Source organism: Lientehia hominis, from assembly GCF_021044755.1.
Taxonomy (GTDB): domain Bacteria; phylum Bacillota; class Clostridia; order Lachnospirales; family Lachnospiraceae; genus Lientehia; species Lientehia hominis.
The window spans coordinates 173,217-190,652 of record NZ_JAJNOR010000003.1 but is presented as its reverse complement, the minus strand read 5'-3'; the positions used below and the strand labels follow the sequence as shown (position 1 = coordinate 190,652).

General features: G+C 48.4%; 19 protein-coding genes. 9 read left to right on the top strand and 10 right to left on the bottom strand.

What is annotated here, in order from left to right; all coding sequences use genetic code 11:
- Positions 1 to 365 precede the first annotated feature (365 nt).
- Positions 366 to 626, top strand: coding sequence for a GIY-YIG nuclease family protein (locus LQE92_RS06660; protein ID WP_231062210.1), 261 nt, complete (start codon positions 366 to 368; stop codon positions 624 to 626).
- Here the strand turns inward: LQE92_RS06660 and trhA are convergent.
- The 7 genes from trhA to LQE92_RS06625 form a co-directional block, all read right to left on the bottom strand.
- Positions 623 to 1,294 (bottom strand): PAQR family membrane homeostasis protein TrhA, encoded by a 672-nt coding sequence (trhA, locus tag LQE92_RS06655; RefSeq protein ID WP_231062209.1) that lies wholly within the window; start codon positions 1,292 to 1,294, stop codon positions 623 to 625. The genes LQE92_RS06660 and trhA overlap by 4 nt on opposite strands.
- A gap of 101 nt (positions 1,295 to 1,395) precedes the next feature.
- Positions 1,396 to 2,223: a Cof-type HAD-IIB family hydrolase gene (locus LQE92_RS06650; RefSeq protein WP_231062208.1), complete on the bottom strand. Its 828-nt coding sequence runs from the start codon at positions 2,221 to 2,223 to the stop codon at positions 1,396 to 1,398.
- A gap of 96 nt (positions 2,224 to 2,319) precedes the next feature.
- Complete coding sequence (locus LQE92_RS06645; RefSeq protein WP_231062207.1) at positions 2,320 to 2,976, bottom strand: GyrI-like domain-containing protein; 657 nt, start codon at positions 2,974 to 2,976, stop codon at positions 2,320 to 2,322.
- Positions 2,977 to 3,187: 211 nt separating this feature from the next.
- Entirely contained in the window at positions 3,188 to 3,724 is a 537-nt protein-coding gene (gene rbr, locus LQE92_RS06640; protein WP_231062206.1) for a rubrerythrin, read from the bottom strand.
- Positions 3,725 to 3,881: 157 nt separating this feature from the next.
- Positions 3,882 to 4,286 (bottom strand): RbsD/FucU domain-containing protein, encoded by a 405-nt coding sequence (locus tag LQE92_RS06635; protein WP_231062205.1) that lies wholly within the window; start codon positions 4,284 to 4,286, stop codon positions 3,882 to 3,884.
- Between the two features lie 27 nt (positions 4,287 to 4,313).
- Complete coding sequence (locus LQE92_RS06630; RefSeq protein WP_231062204.1) at positions 4,314 to 4,925, bottom strand: SIS domain-containing protein; 612 nt, start codon at positions 4,923 to 4,925, stop codon at positions 4,314 to 4,316.
- A gap of 29 nt (positions 4,926 to 4,954) precedes the next feature.
- Entirely contained in the window at positions 4,955 to 5,947 is a 993-nt protein-coding gene (locus LQE92_RS06625) for a ribokinase (protein WP_231062203.1), read from the bottom strand.
- A 119-nt stretch (positions 5,948 to 6,066) separates the two neighbouring features.
- On the opposite strand from LQE92_RS06625, the gene LQE92_RS06620 reads away from it, so the two are divergent.
- From LQE92_RS06620 to LQE92_RS06610, 3 genes are all read left to right on the top strand, one after another.
- A complete protein-coding gene (locus LQE92_RS06620) occupies positions 6,067 to 7,092 on the top strand; it encodes a LacI family DNA-binding transcriptional regulator (protein WP_231062202.1) in 1,026 nt (341 codons plus the stop codon).
- 175 nt (positions 7,093 to 7,267) lie between these two features.
- The gene (locus LQE92_RS06615; protein WP_231062239.1) at positions 7,268 to 7,618 is read left to right on the top strand and encodes a PadR family transcriptional regulator; all 351 of its coding nucleotides are present in this window, start codon (positions 7,268 to 7,270) and stop codon (positions 7,616 to 7,618) included.
- The gene (locus tag LQE92_RS06610; RefSeq protein ID WP_231062201.1) at positions 7,599 to 8,696 is read left to right on the top strand and encodes a DUF2812 domain-containing protein; all 1,098 of its coding nucleotides are present in this window, start codon (positions 7,599 to 7,601) and stop codon (positions 8,694 to 8,696) included. Before LQE92_RS06615 ends, LQE92_RS06610 begins: the two co-directional genes overlap by 20 nt.
- A gap of 118 nt (positions 8,697 to 8,814) precedes the next feature.
- On the opposite strand, the gene LQE92_RS06605 is transcribed toward LQE92_RS06610, so the two are convergent.
- Positions 8,815 to 8,994, bottom strand: coding sequence for a hypothetical protein (locus tag LQE92_RS06605; RefSeq protein WP_231062200.1), 180 nt, complete (start codon positions 8,992 to 8,994; stop codon positions 8,815 to 8,817).
- A 109-nt stretch (positions 8,995 to 9,103) separates the two neighbouring features.
- Between LQE92_RS06605 and LQE92_RS06600 the strand changes: the two genes are divergently transcribed.
- The 4 genes from LQE92_RS06600 (at position 9,104) to LQE92_RS06585 (ending at position 13,512) form a co-directional block, all read left to right on the top strand.
- Entirely contained in the window at positions 9,104 to 9,409 is a 306-nt protein-coding gene (locus LQE92_RS06600) for a hypothetical protein (RefSeq protein WP_231062199.1), read from the top strand.
- A 65-nt stretch (positions 9,410 to 9,474) separates the two neighbouring features.
- Positions 9,475 to 10,392, top strand: coding sequence for an ABC transporter ATP-binding protein (locus tag LQE92_RS06595; RefSeq protein ID WP_231062198.1), 918 nt, complete (start codon positions 9,475 to 9,477; stop codon positions 10,390 to 10,392).
- Positions 10,389 to 11,684, top strand: coding sequence for an ABC transporter permease (locus tag LQE92_RS06590; RefSeq protein ID WP_231062197.1), 1,296 nt, complete (start codon positions 10,389 to 10,391; stop codon positions 11,682 to 11,684). Before LQE92_RS06595 ends, LQE92_RS06590 begins: the two co-directional genes overlap by 4 nt.
- Before the next feature lie 16 nt (positions 11,685 to 11,700).
- Positions 11,701 to 13,512, top strand: coding sequence for a glycerophosphodiester phosphodiesterase (locus tag LQE92_RS06585; protein ID WP_231062196.1), 1,812 nt, complete (start codon positions 11,701 to 11,703; stop codon positions 13,510 to 13,512).
- 69 nt (positions 13,513 to 13,581) lie between these two features.
- Here LQE92_RS06585 and LQE92_RS06580 read toward each other — a convergent pair whose 3' ends face one another.
- A complete protein-coding gene (locus tag LQE92_RS06580; RefSeq protein ID WP_147596323.1) occupies positions 13,582 to 13,782 on the bottom strand; it encodes a cold-shock protein in 201 nt (66 codons plus the stop codon).
- A gap of 320 nt (positions 13,783 to 14,102) precedes the next feature.
- Here LQE92_RS06580 and tig point away from each other — a divergent pair, with 320 nt between their 5' ends.
- Positions 14,103 to 15,308, top strand: a complete 1,206-nt coding sequence (gene tig / locus LQE92_RS06575; RefSeq protein WP_231062195.1) for a trigger factor — start codon at positions 14,103 to 14,105, stop codon at positions 15,306 to 15,308.
- Positions 15,309 to 15,396: 88 nt separating this feature from the next.
- Here the strand turns inward: tig and LQE92_RS06570 are convergent, their stop codons facing one another.
- On the bottom strand, positions 15,397 to 17,280 hold the full coding sequence (locus LQE92_RS06570; RefSeq protein ID WP_231062194.1) for an LTA synthase family protein: 1,884 nt from the start codon (positions 17,278 to 17,280) through the stop codon (positions 15,397 to 15,399).
- Positions 17,281 to 17,436: the final 156 nt, after the last annotated feature.

The window sequence follows — 17,436 nt, the reverse complement described above, 5'->3', positions numbered from 1 at the left end:
ATGCTTAAAAGCCGGGACACCGAATAGGTGTCCCCTTCTGCATCCGGAAAAACGGACATTGAAAGAACAGAAAAAGATATAGACAAAAAAGCAGATAGTGCATATGATAAATTATAGCTGGAAAAAGCGAAGAGCTGGAATCCATGTAGAAAATTGGATGTATTAAAGACAGCCATACGGGAAACTATGATGTGTATGAAATACTGGCGTCAGACACAGATTTAACCGAGGTACAATGCAACAATGCTGTATGGCTTTTAAGAATACCGGCTGCCGGCATGTCCGGCGGCATTGTCTGATGCTTTATATAAATAGACAGCGTGCGGATTCCGCACGCTTACATAGCAGTACATATGGAGAAGAAAATGAGTGAAAATTATACGTATATCCTGAAATGCGGAGACGGGAGCCTTTACACAGGATGGACAAACCATCTGGAGGAGCGGGTCGCCGCCCATCAGTCCGGCCATGGCGCCAAGTATACCAGAGGCCGCGGGCCTGTGGAGCTGGTATACTATGAGACCTTCGGGACGAAGGAAGAAGCCATGGGCCGTGAATACGCCGTCAAACGGATGAGCCGCAAGGACAAGCTCCGTCTGATAGCGTCAGGTAAGGGGCTGCCTTAAGGAAGCAGCGGCATGGAGGCCACAAACTGATACATAAGGATAAAATGGCAGATGCTGCCTCCCATCACGAACAAGTGGAAGATTTCATGAGAGCCGAAGCTTTTGTGTTTGGAATTGAAGATAGGAAGCTTCAAGGCATAAATGATACCTCCTGCGGTGTAGATGATGCCTCCGGCCAGAAGCCATCCAAACGCGGCGTGAGGCAGGTTGTTTAAAATCTGGGTAAAAGCTAAAACGCATACCCAGCCCATGCCGATATAAAGGACAGAGGAGAACCATTTGGGGCAGGTAATCCAAAATGCTTTGATCAGGATGCCGGCCAGGGCGATGGACCAAATGAGAGCCAGAAGGAACATGCCGAGACTCCCGCCTACGACGATGACGCAGATCGGTGTATAAGTTCCGGCTATCAGGATAAAGATCATCATGTGGTCAAATTTCCGAAGAGCCTTGTTCACTTTCGGAGATATATCCAAAGTGTGGTATATGGTACTGGCTCCATAGAGCAGTATCATGCTGATAACGTAGACGGACAGACATAAGATATGGACTCTGTCCGGTGCCTTGGCGGCCCGGATCAAAAGGGGCAGGGCGGCAAATACAGCCATAAGCCAGCCGATAAAATGGGTAATGGCACTTCCTGGGTCTTTTGGTCTTAAATTCCTCATGAAAAACACCTCCTGATGCAACAAGTAGTTTTTGATACTACATAAAGTATATGTCAATAATACAACATATATGTAAAGGAGTCAATGGGATTTTAAAAAATTCAATGGATGATCGGAAAGATTTTTTTCAGACTGTGATAAATGCCGTCGTGGTCATTGTCCAGAGTGACACAATCGGCGGCTGATTTGATCAGCTCGGAGGCATTGCCCATGGCGATACTGAATCCCACGGTCCGGAACATTTCCATATCCCGGGAATTGTAGCCGAAGGCTATGGTTTCCGACGGGTCAATGCCGTATAAGCCGCATACCAGCCGAATCGCGTTGGAGGCACTGGCTTCCGGAGACATGATCTCCAGATAGTGTTTTTTCGTTTTAAAGATGAGAAGTTCCGGAAAACAGACGCGCAGATCGTTTTCTAAAACATCCAGAAGAGAAAGCTCTCCCATGCAGAGGAGCTTGTGTACATGCTGCCCCTTCTGAAGATAGTAGGACAGAGGTTTTATAATAGGGGGTACCTGAATGATGTCGGCTTCCTGGCGGATCCATTCGTCGTTCGGGTCATCTGTGATCCATGCGTCGTAGCTGCATGCGAAGCAGCTGATATCGGGAAAACAGCGTTTGATATAGTTTTTAATGGAAATGGCTCTTTTCGGCAGGAATCCGAAGCTTTTGAGGACCCGCTTATTCTGATCCAAGATAAGCGCACCATTATAGCAGATATATGGCGCAGTGAGGCCGATGGAGGCATCTACACTTTCCAGTGTTCGGGGAGAACGCCCGGATACAAAAACAAAAGGGATGCCATGCAGCTGGAGCTGAATAATGGCCTCCCTTGTTAAGGAGCCTACCTTATGAGAGGAGGACAGAAGAGCGCCGTCCACCTCGCTGAATATTGCCTTGTAAATGGGAGCCGTATCAGCTGCCATATAAATCACTTCCTTCTTATCCTGTTCCCGATTATACAACAAGAAGAAAAAAACCGCAAGGCAGATTCCGGGAGAGGGGACGGTAAAGGCAAAAGATCAGAGCGAACCCGATTGTCCTGATGCTTTTCTTACCGGCAGACGGAGCACGGTTTTCATTTTTTCCGGCGCGGTTTTCCGAGGATCAGAAAGATAAAGCTCGTGATGCCTCCGTTTGCCGCTTATGTCGGGCAGCAGGCCGTTACTATTCAGAAAACCGCTGATTTTCTGCAGCGTTGCAGGTTCGTCGTCATACGGGCCCAGGTGCATGCACTGTACGCAGAGTCCTTCTTCCCAGGTGCAGAGCCGGGCTTTTGAGGTGTCCAGTCCTTTCTTGGACCGTACGGTCCTGCAGGCCCGGGAGAATACAGGCGGAGTGACAAAATCCGGCTGGCGTATCATGGAAGTCCAGATGAAATCTGATTTATCCTGGGGAAAGGTTTCTTTTGTGCCGCGGAAATCCCATAAGCCTTCCAGCGGCGGCACGACATATTCAAAGTAACCTTCCGGAACGGAATCCCCCGTCTTGTTCATCTTGATGGCGTAGGATAAAGCATAAAGGAGAGATACTGCCTGGGCATATTCCCCGTCCGCGTCGTTTGGATTCCCCTGGCCGTCTATCATAATAAAAGGGATGGGCGGTACATTTACCAGTGCTGGAGAACGTCCCGGCATATACAGTTCCTTGTAAATTTTTTTGTAATCTGTTTTGTCCATTGCTGGGTCCTTTCCGGCAGAAGGATATCTGCCATTGCTGTTCTGGTCCCTCCGTTCATCGACACTATTATGATAGAACACAAATCATGACAGCCCTATGTCTAGTTTAAAATAAAAATATTTTTATCATAACTGCGAAACAGTAATACAGCGCTGAACGTCCAATGACATTCAGCGCTGTATTTAAGTTTACCGGAGAAGCCGGTCCCCATTAATAGTTTTCTACTTTTCGTTCAAAGTAAGCCTTGGGATGTGCACAGGCAGGACATACATCGGGAGCTTCCTCGCCGTAATGGATATACCCGCAGTTACGGCACTTCCATCCCTTGGGAGCATCACCCTTAAAGGTCTTGTCAGCTTTCAGGCTTTCTAAAAGCTTGTTATAGCGCGCTTCATGAGCAGCTTCTACACTGGCGATCTTGTCAAACTTAAAAGCCAGCTCTTCAAAACCTTCTTCTCTTGCTTCCTTTGCCATGCGTTTATACATGTCAGTCCACTCTTCATGCTCACCTGCGGCGGCATCTACTAGGTTTTCTTCAGGATTTCCGATTCCGTGGAATTCCTTAAACCAGATTTTAGCGTGTTCTTTTTCCTGGTCTGCGGTTTCCTGAAACAGGGCGGCCATCTGCTCATAGCCGGCTTTTTTAGCAGCGGATGCGTAGAATGTATATTTATTTCTGGCCTGAGATTCTCCTGCGAAAGCTTCCATCAAGTTTTTCTCTGTTTTTGTTCCTGCGTACTTGGACATGTAGCTACCTCCTCTAAAGTTTAAATTTACAATAATAGTAATTATTACTGGATTTAATATATCATATCATTCCAGAGTTGTCAACTAAATAATGGAAAAAAACGGCATACTTTTTGCCGGTTGACAGAAAAGTATGCCGAAGGAATAAATTAGCTGATCAAGCGCAGCCGATGGTCAGCAGGATGTTGGCAAATACCCTCTTTTCTCCTGTGGAAATTGCCAATACCACATCAGGCTCGCAGCAGACATCGTAGAATTCAAAACGTCCTACGCCGCTCAGCTCAAGACCAAGCTCCTGTTTAAATTCATCAAAGATCTCAGGGACAGTGCCGTCTCCGGGAACCATCACCTCTGCTTTTTCGATTTCCACGACGGAGTGGACAGCCTTCAGTACATCGGTCACAGTGGGGAGTCCGGGGGTCAGGCCCAGATAGATTTTTTCCGCGTTCCCGCTTTTCTCAGCCAGGGGATAATTGCCGTCGGCGATGAGCACCTTGCTTCCATGGCCGCACAGGGACAGTGCCTTCATGATACCGGGATGAATACATTTTGTTGTAAGCATAAAAACCCTCCTCTTTAAAATGTAAAATTATTTTTCATTGTCGCGAAGCTTGCCCAGCGCTCCGCCGGGATGCCACTTCACATACTGTTGGGGAGCCACGTCCTTTTGAGCCTGGAGCGCTACGCTCAGTGCCTGGAGCACGAGAGTTTCCGCCAGTATGGACATACGGGGAGCGCGTCCCATCGGACCGCCTTCTTTTTTAATGCCGGCGAACAGATGGACGGCGCTTTCTCTGGCGAGCCAGGATTCAGAATTGCCGCTGACGCCTATGACTTTGCAACCATTATTTTTAACTGCCAGGACAGTGGAGCGCATTTCTGCGGTTTCGCCGCTGTTGGAAATGAAAATCACCACATCGCCGGGTACCAGCTGACCACAGGAGCCATGGACGGCTTCGGTGCCGTGCAGAAAATAGGTGGGATTTCCGGTAGAGGACATCAGGGATGCGATATATCCGGAAATATGTCCGGGCTTGCCAATGCCGGATACATGGACCCGGTTCCCGTTTTTCTGAGCTTTCACGATCAGATCAGCGGCGGCTTCGATCTCTGAGTAATCCATATGGTCAATGAAGTCGCTCAGATCCGTCTTTACGGTATCCAGGAAAAAGTCATAAGATTCTTTGCATTTTGCTTCCATATATAATTCCTCCTGTCATATGGGATGGTTTATTGCAATACTGATGTATCCGGGGCAGCGCCGGCTTTTTCACGCATGAAATCTTCTACCTTGTCCAGTGTGGGCAGAGAAGGCATCGCGCCCATGCCCGATACGGTTAGGGCCGCCGTGTGGTTGGCAAATTTAAGTGTTTCTTCATAGCCCCAGCCGCAGCAAAGCCCAACGGACAGAGCGCCTACAAAGGAATCGCCGGCTGCGGTGGGATCTACCGCCATGATGCCGGATACACAGGGGCTGTAGAAGAAACCGTCTTTTTCGGTGTCAAGCACGGCTCCCGATTCTCCGAGGGTGATCAGCACATTTTTCACACCCTTGGCTTTCAAAGCGGCTGTGGCAGCCTTGGCTTCTTCCATGTTCACATCCTTGCCGGAGTGGCTGATCTGGATGCCGACCATATCGCAGGCCTCATGCTCATTGGGCGAGATATAGGTCAGATGAGAAAACAGCTCGTCGGATAAAGGCGCGCTGGGAGCGGAATTCAGCATGACAGGCACACCCTTTGCATAGGCGTAAGAGGCTACCAGCTCATTGATTTCCATGGGAATCTCCAGCTGAAGGACCACCAGGTCATATTCTGCAATCTGCTCCTTTAAGAATGCGATGTCATCGGGAGTAATGCTCATGTTGGAGCCTGACAGAACGATGATCCGGTTCACGGTCTGCTTTCCGGGGGCTTCCTCCAGAATGATGACGCTGCAGCCGGAGGGCAGCTCGTCATCATACAGGATATATTCTGTATGAATGCCGGCCTCTTTGCAGGTTTTAACCATGTCCTCGCCGTTGCTGTCACGGCCGAGCTTCCCGACCATTGTCACGTCGGCGCCCAGGCGGGCCATTTGGACGGCCTGATTTGCACCCTTGCCGCCGGGGGCTTTGGAAAAGGTACCGCCTAAAACGGTCTGCCCTTCTCTGGGGAACACTTCGGTTGTGGCGATCTGATCCATGACGAAACTGCCTACCACAAGAATTTTAGGTTTTGCCATTGTAAAATACTCCTTCCCATATTATAATAAAATTAAAAATAAAAACGTTTTTATTTTTCTGCATTAATTTTATCACAGATTGGAAAAATGGTCAATCGTTATAAGAGATGAGGTATAAAATGGACAGGGACAGAGGCAGCAGAGATGTGACGATCAAGGATGTGGCGAAGCGGGCGGGAGTCGCGATCTCGACGGTATCCAGGGTGTTAAATGGTCTGGACAAGGTCAGCCCAAAAACAGAAAAGAAAGTAAAGGAAGCGGTGGAGGAGCTGGGATACGTCCAGAACGGCCTGGCAGTTTCCATGGTCACCGGACAGACCAGGACCATCATGATGGTAGTTCCGGATTTTACCAATGATTTTAATGGGGCAGTCATCCAGGGGGCGGAAGAATATCTGAAGGAACAGGGTTATACGATGCTGATATTTTCCACGAAGGACTTCAAAGAGGAAGACTTCGAGAATCTGTACCGCCGTTTTTCCAAGCTGGTAGACGGCGTCCTGGTGGTACCGGCAAATCCCGATGATATGGATTATGGACGGTGGGAAAAACCGCTGGTCCTGATAGACTGTTACCGTCCGGGGCAGGATTATTATACCGTTGAGATTGACAATGCTAAGGGAGGATATCTGCTGGCCAGAGAACTTCTTTTAAATGGACATACGCATATCGGCCTGGTCGGGGGGATTCCCGGAGCGTCTCTGGGGGGCCAGCGCATCGCAGGCTTTGAGAGAGCCATGAAGGAGTATGGTGTTCCGATCGATAAACGGCTCATGATGAGAGGGCTGCATTTTGAAGACACAGGCTACAGAGGAATGAAAAAGCTTTGGGATCTGCCGGACAGACTGCGGCCTACAGGGGTCATCGCAGTCAATAATCTCACCTGCATCGGCTGCATGGAAGCGCTGTCAGAGCGGGGAGCCGTCATAGGGCAGGACATTTCTCTTGTGGGGTTTGACGACCATCTTCTGGCCAGATATTCCGTGCCTGGAATCACGGTTATTGTCAGGCCGACCATTGAAATGGGAAGAGAGGGGGCAAAGCTTTTGGTGCAGCAGCTGAGGAAGGAAGAGATTGGGCAGAAACGAGTGGTGATGGAGATTGAACTGAAACGGAGGAACTCTGTAAAAAGGCTTTTGGTCTGAGCCGGGTGCGCTGTCTCTTGTATATTGGCTTTATGGATAATAAAGGAAGCTCTTGACAGAATTTCTTTTGTTATGCTATTATGTGTATTGGAAATATGTCGATGGTCGACATGTTGGATGACGACATGTCGAGGCGCGATGGGAAACCGAGACTCTGAAAGGAGGGGGAGCATTGGTGACAGAGGCGCTATTAAAAAAATACAGGCCGATGACGGAGACTACCTATTACACGCTCCTGGCTGTTACTGAGCCCAGACACGGTTATGCTATCATGCAGTTTGTCAGCCGCCTTACAGAGGGCCGGATACGGCTGGGGACAGGGACCCTCTATACTATGACCGGCCGTTTGATGGAAGACGGACTTATCGATATTGTTTCACAGCAGAATGGGAAAAAGACTTATCAGATTACAGAAATGGGAAGAGAAGTGCTGAGGCTGGAGACGGAACGTCTGGAATATCAGCTGGACAATGGCCTGGAGATTCTGGGAAAGGGGGAGCCTAAGGATGGGGCAGGACAAAAATGACACAAAAAAGGTTTTTAAGTGGTATATCAGCCTCATGAAAGAACGCCTCTGGCTGGAAGAACAGTCCAAAAAAGGATGGCTGCTCAGAGATGTCACGATGGGGGTATTCTATACATTTGATAAAAGCGGGCCCGTCCATATGGTATATGATGTGGAACGGTTTGATTTGTCAAAGAACCCGACAAAGAGGGAGATAGAGGAAAAGACCGATCTGATGGATATGGCCGTGGAGATGGGATGGAAGACTGTATGCCACGACGAGGGACAGAATTACTATCTGGCGAAGCCATATGCGGAAGGGGAGATCAATGAGCTCTATGACAGCCCGGAGGACAGGGCCAGGAGGGCGGAGCGGTACAGAAGCTTTTTTATGACGAAGGTTCAATTGTTCATCTGGATCGATATCCTGATTCTGCTCCTGGGCATTTGCTTTTACTACAGTCCAGGGACAGAGGAGGTTGCCTGGTTCTCTGCATTTTCTATGATATATGTGGCAGTTTGCCTGATATTGTGTATTATTTTCCTGAGATGGGGAAATCTGTATGCAAAAGAACTCCGGCTGTCTCTGGATGAATGGACCGCATTATATGGAAGGAATGATATGATGGCGGTCAGAAAAGTGGTCCTGACAATCGGCGGTCTAGAACGGTTCCTGGAGAAAAAAGCACAGGAAGGATATCATGTCAAGGATATGAGGATATTCCGCTATTTCTTTTCCAAAGGCGAGCCGGGCCAGTATTCTTATATGATGGATACCAGATATCTGACCAATAAACGGAGGAAGAAGGCAGGAGCGGGAGTTTTCAAGGATGAAAAGGATTGGGAGGGCTGCAACAATGACTGGCAGGTGCAGAGCCTCCGGGAGGCTGAGGCCGCAGGATGGGAGTTTGTCGGCGCTGTGGAGAGCCGGAATATCTTGTATCGCGCTGAGGCAGGATCCGGAGCAGTCCCGCTCAATGATGAACGGTATAAAAAAGGTATTCGAATTACCTCCGCTTTTGGAGGGATGGCAGTGTTCGTAGTGGTATGTGGTCTGGTCGGCGCTGTTATTGGAGGCATCGTAGGCGCCCTTATGTAATAGAGTATACCTTTGAATACTTTTCAAACAAACTTATTTTTATTAACCCGAAGAAACAGGAGGAAGTCCGTTTCCATCCAGGCGGGTCGCTGGCAGCCGTAATCAGCATCTTTGCGGCCTACGGTCGGTCCTTTCCAACTGACATGGATAAATCGATATTTTTCCATGTCAGATTCCAACAAAAATCCGCATGATATGCGATTTTTGCCTCCCTTCGGCCGGGAAGATCCTGCCAACGCCTTTGCAGCGCTCCCCTTACGATGGAATCGGATCGTTCCTCCTGCTCCTCTTCCCGCACCGAAATAACCTCCAGTTTGTTGTGAAAGCCATTGGAGCGGCCACGGAGGCCCGCTGCCGTAAGGCGTGCGGGCCCTGTGGATATCCGATCCTTTTCTGGAATCAGGAAAATGGAAAACATTCATAACGGTGCGGCAGACAGAAAACCGGCAGAACGATTCCGGGCCGGCCTAAAGGAGAGCGCCGCAGGGCAGCGGCCGGTGTTCCCCAGGCAGAGGGAGACAAAAACGGAAAATCCGATTCCGTTTTTGAGCGAACAGGAGGCGGGAAATCATAAAGATTTCCTGCCGACATGTGAGCGGTACTGCCGGAGCGGGGATAAAGCGGCCCCTGCATCGCCAGCGAACCGAAATCGTGACGGCCTGGAACTTCTGCCGGTGCTGAACCGGAACTTGATCGGAGCTAACTATAAATGATTCCAAAAAGTATTTAGTATCATGAGGCGGAAAATCTGATAAATCAGAAAGAAAGGAATATTGAGATGAAACTGGAAGTGAGAGAGATTAGGAAAAGCTTCGGCGATAAAGAGATTCTCCATGGTATCTCCTTTGAAGTGGAGAATGGAAAAGCGCTGGGGCTTCTCGGAAGGAACGGAGCGGGAAAGACGACGACGATCCGCGTCTTGATGGATGTGTTCCGGGCTAATTCCGGGGAAATCCTTATGGATGGGCGCAAGTTCATTCCAAAAGAGTATAAGATTGGCTACCTTCCTGAGGAGCGCGGCCTGTATCCGATGAAAAAGGTTTTGGAGCAGATGGTCTATCTTGCCAATTTGAGGGGAATGGGCCAGCGAGAAGCAAAAGAGAGCGGAAAAGCATGGCTGGAACGTATGGGCATCGGTGAGTACGCGGAGCGGAAGCTGGAGACGCTTTCCAAAGGCAACCAGCAGAAGGTACAGCTGGCACAGACCTTGATATGCAATCCGGATATCATTATCCTGGATGAACCGTTTTCCGGCCTTGATCCGGTGAACTCACAAATACTTAAAGACGTAGTCAAGGAACAGATCGCTCTGGGCAGACTGGTGATCTTCTCCAGCCACCAGATGAATTATGTAGAGGAATTCTGCGAAGAGATTGCCATAATCAATCATGGCCAGATCGTTCTGAACGGGAACCTGAGGGAGATTAAACGCTCCTATGGGGAAAACAGGCTGACCATTTCCGCAGCTAATTATCAGCCAGATGTCCTGGAAGAGAAGCTTGAAAAGGAATTCAGCGATATAGTGAAGGTGGTAAAGAAGAAAAAGGACTATCTCATATTGGAAGGGGTCTGCAAAGGGGCTAAGAAGAGACTGCTGGAAATGCTGGCCGCATCCGATATTGATCTGGAGCAGACGGGAAATTATGAGCCGTCCCTTAATGATATCTTTGTAATGAAAGCAGGTGACGAGGCATGAAACAGTTTGGGATTGTATGGAGACATGAACTTCAGGGATATGTAAAAAGTAAATCTTACATTGGGATAACGGTCGGCTTCGCGCTGCTGTTTGCGATCCTTCTGAGCCTTCCTTCATTTATAGACTTATCGGGAATCATTCCGGGGCTTAAAGGAAACGAAGGGAGCAGCACCAAGACAGAATCGGAGACAGCTCTCAGTGAATACGACGGTACCATATATTTATACGATAAGAGCGGGCAGATGGAGGAAGAGCTGATAGCGCAGCTGTACCCATCTGCCAGGATTGAGATGGCTGATTCGGAAGAGGCGGTCAAGGGACTCGTGGAGAATGGAGAGCAGTCAGAAGATTCTGAGAGTGCAGATGAAAAACGATGCGGCTTTGCGGTGGAGTCTCCGACAGATTACCGCTATTATGTTAAAAACAGGAGCTTCAGCGATTCTGTGGGCGAAGTATTTGATTACGCTATGGGCGTGATGTACCGTCAGGGCCGTCTTCAGGAGATTGGTGCGGATGCGGCCGAAATTGAGGAGATTTACAATACTCCCATGACATCGGAGACTATTGTACTGGGGAAAGACAGCGTAAGAAATTATTTATATACCTATTTGTTGATTTTTGTGGTATATTTTATGGTGTTGATATATGGAAATTCCGTAGCCACATCAGTTGCCCAGGAAAAGAGCAACCGGGCCATGGAGGTATTGGTGACCAGTACCAGCAGCAACAGCCTGATCTTTGGCAAGGTGCTGGCGGGAACGGTGGCCAGCTTCCTGCAGGTGGGCGTGATCATCGGCGCGGCGCTGGCATCCTATGGGGCCAGCAGAGAAGCATGGAACGGCATGCTGGATTTTGTATTCCAGATTCCGTCTCAGGTGCTCCTGGCCTTTGCAGTATTCGGTATCCTGGGCTATGTACTTTATGCGTTCTGCTACGGAGTGCTGGGAGCTCTGGTATCCAAGACTGAGGATGTGAGCCGTACGGCCGGGCCGCTGATGTTCATGTTTGTCATAAGCTTTTTGCTGACGGTCTTCAACCTCCAGAACAGTGACGGCGCGTTGATGAAGATTCTTTCGTTTATTCCGTTCACGTCGCCGAACGCCATGTTCGCGAGAGTCGCCATGGGCAATGTTGCCGTGTGGGAGATAGCCGTTTCCCTGGCCCTTCTGATCGGAGCGATAGCCGTGGCAGCCATAGGAGGCGCGAAGATATACCGCATGGGTACGCTGATGTACGGAAATCCCATTAAACTGAGCCGCGCTCTGAAAATGAGCCGGGAAAAAGACCAGTGACCTGGAGTGGATGGGAATGCGCAGAATGATACACGATATGAGGGAGATGCTCCGGACAAACCGGGGCAGTATCCTCATATTTGAAATTTTATACCGGATTTTCACGGCGTTTGTCCTCATTGAGGCTGCCAGCCGTGGAATTTCTTTTGCCCTTAAAAAAGCGGGGTTCAGCTATCTGACAGCCAGAAACGCCCTGAAGTTTTTCTGTTCGCCAGTGACCATTTTGGTGCTGGCGGGCTTTTTGCTGCTCTGCCTGTTTTTTGTGTGCCTGGAAATGTGCGTCCTGTATACGGCATTCCAGGCGGGAGTAATCAAAGAAGAAATGAGTCCCATCAAGATGCTGATTTTCGGCATGAAGAACGTGGTGGAGCTGTTTCAGACGAAGAACGCCAGGATCCTGCTCGTTAACGCCAATTTTTATCTGCTGACCGGAAGCTGGATCATGCTGCGCCTTGTAAAGCATATAAGGCCGCTCAGCTACATTGTCACAGAGCTGGCCGGTTTCCGGTTGGTGAAGATATTGGCGTGGGTTCTGCTGGTAATCATGACTTGTGTCAGTTTGATATATGTGTATGCGCCTGCTATTTCCATTCTGCGTGACGTGCGGTTCCGGGAATCATCGGAAAAAAGCAGAAAAATATTCAGGAGACATTGGCTTCCTACCATCGGGCTTTTGGCAGGTTCTAATCTTTTTGCTTACCTCCTCTACTATATCGGGCAGTTTGTCCTGAAGGTCCTGGCGGCTCTGGCCGTGGTTCTCTTTGCGGATAAATCCACAGAGCTGGCGCTGATTCTGACTATCAGCAACGACATAGACATCGCGGCGCTGATTCTGGCCTCCATTGCAGGTTTGTACCTGAACCTGGGGAGCCTTACCTTTTTGCTGTACCGGTATCAAAATAAAAAATATGAATGGGAGATTCCTCCCTATCATTATCATCTTTCTGCAGGAATACGCCGGATATTTACTGTAATCGTCATTTCCTGCCTGGCTGCGGCCGGAGCGCTGTATGTGTATGACAGCGTATATACAGGCACCGTAAAAGCCAGCGCGATCCTTTCTGAGGCGAAGATCACTTCCCACAGGGGAAATTCCTTTGAGGCCCCGGAAAATACCCTGCCAGCCATTGAAGGTGCCATTGACACCATGTCGGACTATGTGGAGATTGACGTGCAGGAGACAAAGGACGGAATTATCGTGGTCCATCACGACGCCAGCCTGAAACGGACGACAGGGACAGAAGGGCGGCTTTGGGATTATACGTATGGAGATCTGCTGCTTCTGGATTTCGGCTCTTGGTTCTCTGAAGAGTTTGCAGGAACTCAGATTCCCACTCTGGAGCAGGCATTGGAAGCGTGCAAGGGGCACATTAACATGAATATTGAGTTGAAAGCAAACCGCCTGAGCGACACGCTGGTGGAAAAGACCCTGCAGCTTATTGAAGACCATGGCATGGAAGCACAGGTGGTGCTCAGCTCCACAAGCTATCGGTATCTCAAGGAGGTAAAAGAACAGAATCCGGATATCCGCACGGGGTATATTCTGACGGCGGCATACGGAAATTACTTTGAGGATGAGAACATAGATTTTTTCAGTATCCGTTCCAGCTTTGTGACTTCCAGTCTGGTAAAGAGCGCCCATGATTTTGGTAAAGAGGTCCACGCCTGGACGGTCAATACGAAATCGGAGCTCAGCCGTATGAAACGTCTCCAGGTGGATAACATTATTACCGACAGGCCAGTACTGGCCAGAGAGATCCTGTACCGGGAATCGGATACAGAGAGTATATTTGAGTTTTTGAAGCTGGCCCTGAAGGTGGGCAGGTAGCCGGTGTTTGACATTCGGATCGAAACAAAAAAAGAGAGCGTATCACGCTCTCTTTTCTGATTGGTTTAATTACATCTTTGCTACGTTGGCAGCCTGCTTGCCGCGGGGGCCTTCGACAATGTCAAAAGTCACAGACTGACCTTCGTCCAGAGTCTTGAAACCGTCACCTGTGATAGCAGAAAAATGTACGAATACATCCTCGCCGCTCTCAGCAGTGATGAAGCCATAGCCTTTTTCAGAGTTAAACCATTTTACTGTACCGTTATTCATTTAAGGTACCTCCATTTATTATATAGATTTCTAGAGTTACAATGTTTCCACAAAAAAAATTCACATATTATTACAGATCACCTAGTAAACATAATCTCTAATAATATGTGAATACTTTAAATCTGTGAATACAATTACATTATAGCAGGCTTTCCAGGAATTTCAAGTATTTTTTTATAAACATTCAGATATTTTTTTTCGTGTTTATCTATGAAAAAAGTATGAACTGGTACAAAGTTCTTTATTTTTACAGACGATTATGGTATAACGGGAGAGTGGATGTAAAATGGACAACAAGGAAAGGGAGAAAGGAATCAAACATGAAAAAAGGAATTGCAGTGCTGCTTTGCGCAGCCATGGTTTTATCAATGGCCGCCTGCGGCAATAAAAAATCGGAAGAGAAAACGACCGCGGCCGGTGAAGAGACCACGGCTGGTGAAAATTCCGGAGGTTCCGAGGAGACCACGGCCGCCACGACAGAAATGCCGGAGTATGTCAGTGCCTTTGATCTCGGAGATATTTCTGAATACGTGGAGCTGGGCGAATACAAAGGAATCGAAGTAGCGGCTCAGAATACAGAGGTAACAGATGAAGAGGTAGAAGCGGAGCTTCAGGCTCAGGTGGAGAACGCGACGCCGCTCTATGAAGAGATCAAAGAAGGAACAGTGAAGGACGGAGATGTGGTGAACATTGATTTCGTGGGGAAGATTGACGGTGTGGCTTTCGACGGAGGCAGCGGTACCGGAACCAACCTCACCATTGGATCCGGCCAGTTTATCGAAGGTTTTGAGTCCGGTCTTGTGGGAAAGAATATTGGAGAGACGGTTGAACTGAATTTGACTTTTCCAGAGGATTATTCTAAAAAGAACACGGATTTGAACGGCAAAGCCGTCGTCTTCACTGTGACGATCAATTATGTTCAGGGAGAGGAAATCCCTCAGGAGCTGAATGACGAGTTTGTGCAGAGGATCTCTGACGAATTCAAAACAGTCGATGAATACCGGGCTTATGTGAGATCCGATCTGGAAAGCAACAGAAAAACGGAAGCGAGAAACAATAAGATCAACGAAGCCTGGGAAAAGGTCATGAACAATGCCACGTTCAAAAAGGATGCGGAAGAGCTCATTACTTACATCCATGACAGCCAGCTGGCTCAATTTAAAAACAGCCTGGCCATGTACGGGATGGAATTGGAAACATATTTGAGCAGCATGGAAAAGACGGAAGAAGAATTTATGTCCGAACTCCAGGAAGCCGCAGAGAGCAGCGCGAAATCTCAGGTCTTAGTCCGCGCTGTAGTGGAAAAGGAAAATATGGAACTCACCGACGAGGAATATCAGGAAGGCTGTGAGAAGCTTGCGGAAGAGAATGGGTATACCCTTGAAACTCTCCAGTCCAGCTATTCAGAAAAGCTTTTGATGGACATCCTTCTGGAGAGCAGGATTCAGGATTTCTTGGAGCAGAATGTGGTAGAGGTTGAAAATGCCGGTTCTACTGAGGAAACGACTTCCCCAGCTGCAGAATGACCCATCATTGACTGCCGATAAGCATAATGGTTAATATTTGAAGTATAAAAGCCTGTGTATCCTTATTATAAGATGCACAGGCTTTTTCTTATTCGGGCAGATAACTGCTGTCGTTTCGATTCTTACTGTCAAACAGATGGTTGTATTGAATGATTTCATACCCGTTTAACAATTCGTCCAGCTGGTCAAATTCACCGGCACTGTAGTAATTTCCGGCTTTATCAATACAGAAGTTGGCTGTGATCACAGGAAGCTCCTCCTGGAGCGCGCTCAGATACATCTGATAAGAGGTCTTTTCCAGACCCGCGGTATCCATGAGCAGGCTGCCCAGGTAATTGATACTGAGTTCCAGCTCCTTTTCTTCTTCGATATCGTAGTTAGCCCAAAGTACAAAGGGCGTCTGATAGCGGAGGGCGAGCTCTTCCTCCGTCAATTCCTCATAGCTTTTTCCATATAGATTTTCAAGAAAGCTGGTCTCTACATTGGGCTGGTGGTCACCGAACATGAGAATAATGGTTTCCTCGCCGCAGTCTTCAAAATAGGAGATGAGATTCTTAAAAGCATCATCCGTTTTTTTGATCAGGGACAGGTAGGCATTTATTCGGGATAAATCTGAGTCCTCTGCGCCTTCTGCTGCGATATTCCGTTCGAAATCGTCCCATTCCTGAGCATAGCCTCCATGATTCTGCATTGTAACAGTAAAAGAAAAAAAGGGCGCGTCCTCTTCTTTGTTTTCGTACTCAAAGATAATCTGCCTGAAGACGGAGTCGTCGGTCACATAATCCCGGAGCTGTTCCTGATATAGGAAGTCCGAGATAAAGAGACTGTTTTGAAAGCCGAGTAAGGGATAAATCTGATTCCTGCGCCATCCGCTGGAATGATAAGGGTGGAGTGCAGTCGTCTGGTATCCATAGCTTTCCAGAATCGAGGGCAGAGCCGGCAGTTCATCGGAAATAAACTGCTGATAGGGGATGCTTCCTGTGGGCAGAAACGCCATGGTGTCCCCAGTGAGGAATTCAAATTCCGTATTAGCGGTATTTCCGCCCAGGACAGAGACGTACACGCTGCCGGAAACTGTATTCTCGGTCCCATAAAGGGAACGAAAATAGGGCATGTAGTCTTCTGATACTTCAAAATCTCCGATCACAGACAAGTCTGAAAATGCTTCGTTCATGATGACAATGATATTTGGATGGATTTGGTTCTCACTGCCGGATTTTTCATCAGAGGCTGCGGGATTTTCAGAGGAATAAATACCCCCCCCCGTATATCCGGATGGAGAGGACTGGTTTAAGCTCTTGGAAAAATCCTGTGCGGACCGGCTGGCTGTATGCTCAGAGGAAGCCTGTTCCAGCAGTTCGTCTGCCGCCTCTGGGGAGTAACCATTTGGCTCGTGAACCTTAAGGTATTTTGTGTTTACCAGGAAGCTCACGAAAAATCCATTCTGTTCATACGCGTAGTCCTGGGTGAAAGGCATTTCGTAGATGTCCAGCGCGTTCATCAGAGCGTCGTTCTGAAGGCAGACAATATAGAGGGCCGACATGGCCGCAGCCGCACCGGTTCCTATCAATCGCTTCTTCCATCCGCCGGCCAGACGGATATGTATTTTAAGACAGAACAGGATGAGCAGAAGATAGGCCAGGAGGATTGCAGTCAGGCGGGGAGTAAAGGAAAAAGAAAAATGGTCCGCTACGGACAGAGCAGTTCCGGCAGAGGCGATATCCCAGGGGAGAATCGGAGATTCGCGGAAGGAAAGCACAAAATAATTCGCAGTCCCTATTACAGCCATAAATATTTGAGGCAGTACGAGAGCGACGTTCATCCTGCCGGAAAGAAAGAACAGCAGGCCGCTCAACAAATAGGAAAATATCCATCCGAGCAGCTGAAACTGGATCGGAATTTCAAATGGGTTGTGAGTGATCACTTCCATCAAATAGTAGGACAGAACAGGCGCAATGGCTGCGGCTGGCAAATTCAGACGTCCGGGGCAGGAAAAGTGCAGAATTCTTTGTACCAGGGTTTCCTTATGTATAGGATTAGATGATAAGGAGTGCTTCAAATTCTTTACCTCGCTTATGGATAAAATTCAGCAGATTTTTAGATACAGCTCTATTTTAAGGCAAATATC

Bases quoted from the DNA above. Each gene is read 5' to 3' on its own strand.
- LQE92_RS06630 (WP_231062204.1), bottom strand. From the start codon at position 4,925: ATGGAAGCAAAATGCAAAGAATCTTATGACTTTTTCCTGGATACCGTA.
- LQE92_RS06660 (WP_231062210.1), top strand. From the start codon at position 366: ATGAGTGAAAATTATACGTATATCCTGAAATGCGGAGACGGGAGCCTT.
- LQE92_RS06600 (WP_231062199.1), top strand. From the start codon at position 9,104: ATGGAAAACATTCATAACGGTGCGGCAGACAGAAAACCGGCAGAACGA.
- LQE92_RS06650 (WP_231062208.1), bottom strand. From the start codon at position 2,223: ATGGCAGCTGATACGGCTCCCATTTACAAGGCAATATTCAGCGAGGTG.
- LQE92_RS06610 (WP_231062201.1), top strand. From the start codon at position 7,599: ATGGGGCAGGACAAAAATGACACAAAAAAGGTTTTTAAGTGGTATATC.
- LQE92_RS06625 (WP_231062203.1), bottom strand. From the start codon at position 5,947: ATGGCAAAACCTAAAATTCTTGTGGTAGGCAGTTTCGTCATGGATCAG.
- LQE92_RS06635 (WP_231062205.1), bottom strand. From the start codon at position 4,286: ATGCTTACAACAAAATGTATTCATCCCGGTATCATGAAGGCACTGTCC.
- tig (WP_231062195.1), top strand. From the start codon at position 14,103: ATGAAAAAAGGAATTGCAGTGCTGCTTTGCGCAGCCATGGTTTTATCA.
- LQE92_RS06620 (WP_231062202.1), top strand. From the start codon at position 6,067: ATGGACAGGGACAGAGGCAGCAGAGATGTGACGATCAAGGATGTGGCG.
- LQE92_RS06585 (WP_231062196.1), top strand. From the start codon at position 11,701: ATGCGCAGAATGATACACGATATGAGGGAGATGCTCCGGACAAACCGG.
- rbr (WP_231062206.1), bottom strand. From the start codon at position 3,724: ATGTCCAAGTACGCAGGAACAAAAACAGAGAAAAACTTGATGGAAGCT.
- LQE92_RS06590 (WP_231062197.1), top strand. From the start codon at position 10,389: ATGAAACAGTTTGGGATTGTATGGAGACATGAACTTCAGGGATATGTA.
- trhA (WP_231062209.1), bottom strand. From the start codon at position 1,294: ATGAGGAATTTAAGACCAAAAGACCCAGGAAGTGCCATTACCCATTTT.
- LQE92_RS06580 (WP_147596323.1), bottom strand. From the start codon at position 13,782: ATGAATAACGGTACAGTAAAATGGTTTAACTCTGAAAAAGGCTATGGC.
- LQE92_RS06595 (WP_231062198.1), top strand. From the start codon at position 9,475: ATGAAACTGGAAGTGAGAGAGATTAGGAAAAGCTTCGGCGATAAAGAG.
- LQE92_RS06645 (WP_231062207.1), bottom strand. From the start codon at position 2,976: ATGGACAAAACAGATTACAAAAAAATTTACAAGGAACTGTATATGCCG.